Origin of the sequence: Plasticicumulans sp. (genome assembly GCF_035331805.1) — a bacterium.
Classification (GTDB): Bacteria; Pseudomonadota; Gammaproteobacteria; order Competibacterales; family Competibacteraceae; genus Plasticicumulans.
The window spans coordinates 1-4785 of sequence record NZ_DAOLKE010000276.1 but is presented as its reverse complement, the minus strand read 5'-3'; the positions used below and the strand labels follow the sequence as shown (position 1 = coordinate 4785).

7 protein-coding genes are annotated in these 4785 nt (G+C 72.8%); all 7 read left to right on the top strand.

Annotated features, from left to right (window positions below; all coding sequences use genetic code 11):
• Positions 1-81 (top strand): SEC-C metal-binding domain-containing protein (locus PKE44_RS15140; RefSeq protein WP_324552667.1); only part of this gene is annotated, 81 nt, incomplete at its 5' end.
• A 17-nt stretch (positions 82-98) separates the two neighbouring features.
• Positions 99-755 (top strand): nicotinate-nucleotide adenylyltransferase, encoded by a 657-nt coding sequence (nadD, locus tag PKE44_RS15135; RefSeq protein WP_324552665.1) that lies wholly within the window; start codon positions 99-101, stop codon positions 753-755.
• 45 nt (positions 756-800) lie between these two features.
• Positions 801-1121, top strand: coding sequence for a ribosome silencing factor (rsfS, locus tag PKE44_RS15130; protein WP_324552663.1), 321 nt, complete (start codon positions 801-803; stop codon positions 1119-1121).
• A 20-nt stretch (positions 1122-1141) separates the two neighbouring features.
• A complete protein-coding gene (rlmH, locus tag PKE44_RS15125; protein WP_324552658.1) occupies positions 1142-1612 on the top strand; it encodes a 23S rRNA (pseudouridine(1915)-N(3))-methyltransferase RlmH in 471 nt (156 codons plus the stop codon).
• Between the two features lie 123 nt (positions 1613-1735).
• Complete coding sequence (locus PKE44_RS15120) at positions 1736-2311, top strand: Maf family protein (protein WP_324552657.1); 576 nt, start codon at positions 1736-1738, stop codon at positions 2309-2311.
• A gap of 32 nt (positions 2312-2343) precedes the next feature.
• Positions 2344-3867, top strand: a complete 1524-nt coding sequence (gene rng / locus PKE44_RS15115) for a ribonuclease G (protein WP_324552661.1) — start codon at positions 2344-2346, stop codon at positions 3865-3867.
• Positions 3868-3885: 18 nt separating this feature from the next.
• Positions 3886-4785: hypothetical protein (locus tag PKE44_RS15110; RefSeq protein WP_324552656.1), on the top strand; the 900-nt coding region annotated here is incomplete at its 3' end.

Below are 4785 nucleotides of genomic sequence, written 5' to 3'. Positions count from 1 at the left end.
GGGCGCAACGCGCCCTGCCCGTGCGGCAGCGGGCGCAAGTACAAGCACTGCTGCGGGGCCGGCCGGCCCGTGACGCACTGAAGGCCCCCTGCGTGCCCATGCAGCCCGCGATCGGCCTCTACGGCGGCACCTTCGACCCGGTCCACCACGCCCACCTGCGCCTCGCGCTGGAGGTGCGCGAGGCGCTCGGGCTCGCCGGGCTGCGCTTCGTGCCCTGCCATGTGCCGGCCTTGCGCGCCGCCCCCGGCGCGAGCGGCGAGCAGCGCCGGGCGATGCTGGAACTCGCGATCCGCGGCGAGCCGGGCCTGAGTGTCGATGATCGCGAGCTGCGCCGCAGCGGGCCGTCGTACACGATCGACACGCTCGCGAGCCTGCGCGCCGAACTCGGTCCCGAGGTGCCGCTGGTCTGGCTGCTCGGGGCCGATGCCTGGGCGCAGCTGCCGCGCTGGCGCGACTGGCAGCGGCTGACCGACTTTGCGCATCTGGCCGTGCTGGCGCGGCCGGGTGCTGCGGCTTGCGAGACCCCGGCCGATCCTGCGCTCGCGGCTTTTCTGGCCGAACACCGCGCCGATCCCGGCTGCCTGCGCGAGCGCGCCGCCGGCGGCGTGTGGTTCCAGCCGGCATCTTTGCTCGACATCTCCGCGAGCGCGGTGCGCGCCGCGCTCAGGGCCGGGCGCTCGGCACGCTACTGGCTGCCCGAGGCCGTGCTCGACTACATCGCCCGCCACGGCCTGTACCGGCCGGCCGGCGCCTGATCCATCCCCCCACTGCCGCGAATACGGGAAACCACCGACAACATGCTGTCCGCCGAAGAACTGAAGAACGTCGTCGTCGATGCCCTCGACGAGGTCAAGGGCGTCGACATCCGCGTGCTCGACGTGCGCGAGAAATCGAGCTTCGCCGACCTGATGGTCATCGCCACCGGCACCTCCGACCGCCACGTCAAGGCGCTCGCCGGCAAGGTCCAGGAGAAATGCCGCGAGGCCGGCGAACGCCCGATCGGCGTCGAGGGCGAGCGCGAGGGCCAGTGGGTGCTGATCGACCTCGCCGACGTGGTCGTGCACGTGATGACCGCGCAGACCCGCGACTTCTACAACCTCGAAAAGCTCTGGGGCGCCTGAGCCGCGCAGCGGGCGCACCCATGCGCATCCACCTGCTCGCCGTCGGCCAGAAGATGCCGGCCTGGGTCGAGGCCGGCTACGTCGAGTACGCCGGCCGGCTGCCGCGCGAATGCGAGCTGCGCCTGGTCGAGATCGCCGCCGGCCGGCGCACGAAGAACGCCGATGTCGCGCGCATCCTGAAGGACGAGGGCGAGCGCACGCTGGCGGCGGTGCCGAAGGGCGCGCACGTCGTCGCGCTCGACGTGCGCGGGCGCGAGCACACGACCGAAACCCTCGCGCAGCGCCTCGCCGCCTGGCTCGCCGACGGTCGCGACGTGGCGCTGCTGGTCGGCGGCCCCGAGGGGCTCGATGCCGCCTGCACGGCCGCGGCCGGCGAGACCTGGTCGCTGTCGCGGCTGACCTTCCCGCATCCGCTGGTGCGCATCGTCGTCGCCGAGAGCCTGTACCGGGCCTGGAGCCTGCTGAACCACCATCCGTACCATCGCGCCTGAGCCGCGCCGCAAGCCGCGCCTGATCCGGAGCCGACCGGCAAAGCCCCCGCAGGGCAGGGTCCGGGAAAGGCGCGCCCCGGCCCGGTCCCGACGAACCCGCATCCGCCCCCGCCCGGAGTCCCGATGTCCACCGTCCTGCGCCTCGCCTCGACCTCCCCGCGCCGCCGCGAACTGCTTGAGCAGGTCGGCATCGGCTACACGCTGATCCGCGCCGAGGTCGATGAAACCCCGCTGCCCGCGGAGCCGCCGGCGGCCTACGTCGAGCGCCTCGCGCGCGCCAAGGCCGAGGCGGGCCTGCAGGCGGCCGGCGGCGAGGGGCTGGTGCTCGGGGCCGACACCACCGTCGTTGCCGACGGGCTGATCCTCGGCAAGCCGCGCGACCGCGCCGAGGGCCTCGCGCTGCTCGAACGCCTGTCCGGGCGCGAACACGCGGTATTGTCGGCGGTCGCACTGGCGACGGCCGGACGCACCGAGGCGCGCGTGCAGGTGTCGCGCGTGCATTTCCGGGCGACCACGGCCGCCGAGCGCGAAGCCTACTGGGCCACCGGCGAGCCCGCCGACAAGGCCGGCGGCTACGCTGTGCAGGGCAGGGCGGCGGTGTTCATCGAACGGCTCGACGGCAGCTACTCGGGCGTCATGGGGCTGCCGCTTTACGAGACCTGCGAATTGCTGCGCGCCTTCGGCGTGGAGGTTCTGTGAGCGAAGGCATCGACGAGAGCAGCGGCACCGGCATGCCCGGCGCGACGCCGGCCCCGGCCGGCGTCACCGAGACCGGACGCATCTGCGAGGAAATCCTGATGAACGTCACGCCGCGCGAGACGCGCGTGGCGATCGTCGAGAACGGCGTGCTGCAGGAGATCTACATCGAGCGCACGCGCCGCCGCGGTCTGGTCGGCAACGTCTACAAGGGCCGCGTCGTGCGCGTGCTGCCGGGCATGGAGGCGGCCTTCGTCGACATCGGCCTGGAGCGCGCCGCCTTCCTGCACGTCTCCGACATCCAGACCTGCGAGACGCTGACCGGCGAGCACGGCCCCGGCGAGCGTCGTCCGCCCGAGATCACCGACCTCGTGCGCGAAGGTCAGGAACTGCTCGTGCAGGTGGTCAAGGACCCGCTCGGCACCAAGGGCGCGCGCCTGACCACGCACGTGACCATCCCGTCGCGCTACCTCGTCTACCTGCCCGGCTCCGATGCCGTCGGCGTGTCGGTGAAGATCGAGGACGAGACCGAGCGCGCGCGCCTCAAGGGCATCATCAGCGAGTACCGCGCCGAGTTCGGCGGCGGCTACATCGCGCGCACGGCCGGCGAGGGCGCGACCGCGCCGGCGCTGCGCGCCGACATGCAGTTCCTGCAGCGGCTGTGGACCTCGATCCGCGAGCGCGCGCGCGAGGCCCGGCCCGGCACCGTCGTGCACGAGGACCTGCCGCTGACGCTGCGCGTGCTGCGCGATTTCGTCGGCGGCAAGGTCGACAAGGTGCGCGTCGATTCCAACGAGACCTACGAGCGCATGGAGCAATTCGCCGGCCGCTACGTGCCGGAGATGCTGCCGAAGCTGGAGCACTACCCCGGCGAGCGGCCGATCTTCGATCTCTACGGCATCGAGGACGAACTCGCGCGCGCGCTCGACAAGCGCGTGCAGCTGAAGTCCGGCGGCTACCTGATCATCGACCAGACCGAGGCGATGACGACGATCGATGTCAACACCGGCGGCTACGTCGGTCACCGCAACCTCGAAGAGACCATCTTCAAGACCAACCTCGAAGCCGCGCTCGCGATCGCCCGCCAGCTGCGCCTGCGCAACCTCGGCGGCATCATCATCATCGACTTCATCGACATGCAGTCGACCGAGCACCGCCTCGCGGTGTTCAAGGCGCTGGAGAAGGCGCTGGAGCGCGACCACGCCAAGAGCAACGTCTGCGAGGTCTCGGCGCTCGGCCTGGTCGAGATGACGCGCAAGCGCACGCGCGAGAGCCTCGAACACGTGCTCTGCGAGCCCTGCCCGCTGTGCTCGGGCCGCGGCACGGTCAAGACCGCCGAGACGGTCTGCTACGAGATCTTCCGCGAGATCCTGCGCAATGCCCGCCAGTACGAGGCCGCGCGCGAATTCCTCGTGCTGGCCGCGACCGAGGTCGTCGACCTGATGCTCGACGAGGAATCGGCCAGCGTCGCCGAGCTGGAAGCCTTCATCGGCACGCCGCTGCGCTTCCAGGCCGAGGTCCTGTATCCGCGCGAGCAGTACGACGTCGTGCTGCTGTAGCCGCCCGGAGGCTTCGCGATGCGCCGGCTGCTGCATCCGGTCGCGCGCCACACCTGGCTCTGGGGGCACCGGATCGGGCTGGCGCTGCTGTTCGTGGCCGCGCTGCTCGTCGGTCTGGCCCGGCTGTTCCTGCCGCAGCTCGCTGACCACCGCCCCGAAATCGAGACCTGGCTCGGCGAGACGCTCGGGGCGCCGGTCACGCTCGGCGAGCTGCACGCCGGCTGGTACGGCTGGGGACCGGCGCTCGAAGTCCGGGAGCTGCGCGTGCGCGATCCGGCCGGCGGTGCGGTGCTGCTCGCCTTCGAGCGCGCCGCGGTCGGTCTCGACCCGCTGGCCTCGCTGCGCCAGCGCCGGCCGGTGGTTTCGGCGCTCGAACTGGCCGGCGTGCGCGTGCGGCTCGAAACCGGCCCGGACGGCGCCCTGCGCCTGCAGGCGGAGTCCGGTGGCGCGCCGGTGCCGCTCGAATCCCTGCTCGCGTGGCTCGCGCAGGTGCGCCGCTTCGATCTGCGCGACGGCGAGCTGCAGATCGTCGATCCGCAGGCCCCGGCGCAGACGCTGGTCTATCGCGACCTGCGCCTGACGCTGCACGGCGGTGCCGGCGAGCGCCGGGCCGGCGTGGCGCTGCGCACGCCCGGCGACGGCGAGGTGCAGGCGGTGCTGGCCCTGCACGGTGCCGCCGACACGCCGGCGATCTGGCGCGGCGAGTTCTGGCTGAAGGCGGCCCGGCTCGATCTCGCCCGGCTGCCGTTCGCCGCCCGCCCGGCGAGCGGCACGGTCGATGCCGAGCTCTGGGGCGACTGGGCTGACGGCACGGTCACGCGCCTGCTCGGGCGGCTCGATGCCGACCGGCTGCAGCCGGCCGCACTGCCGGCGCTGCCGGGGCTCGCGCCGCTGCTTGCCGGCCTGCCGCGGCTCGGC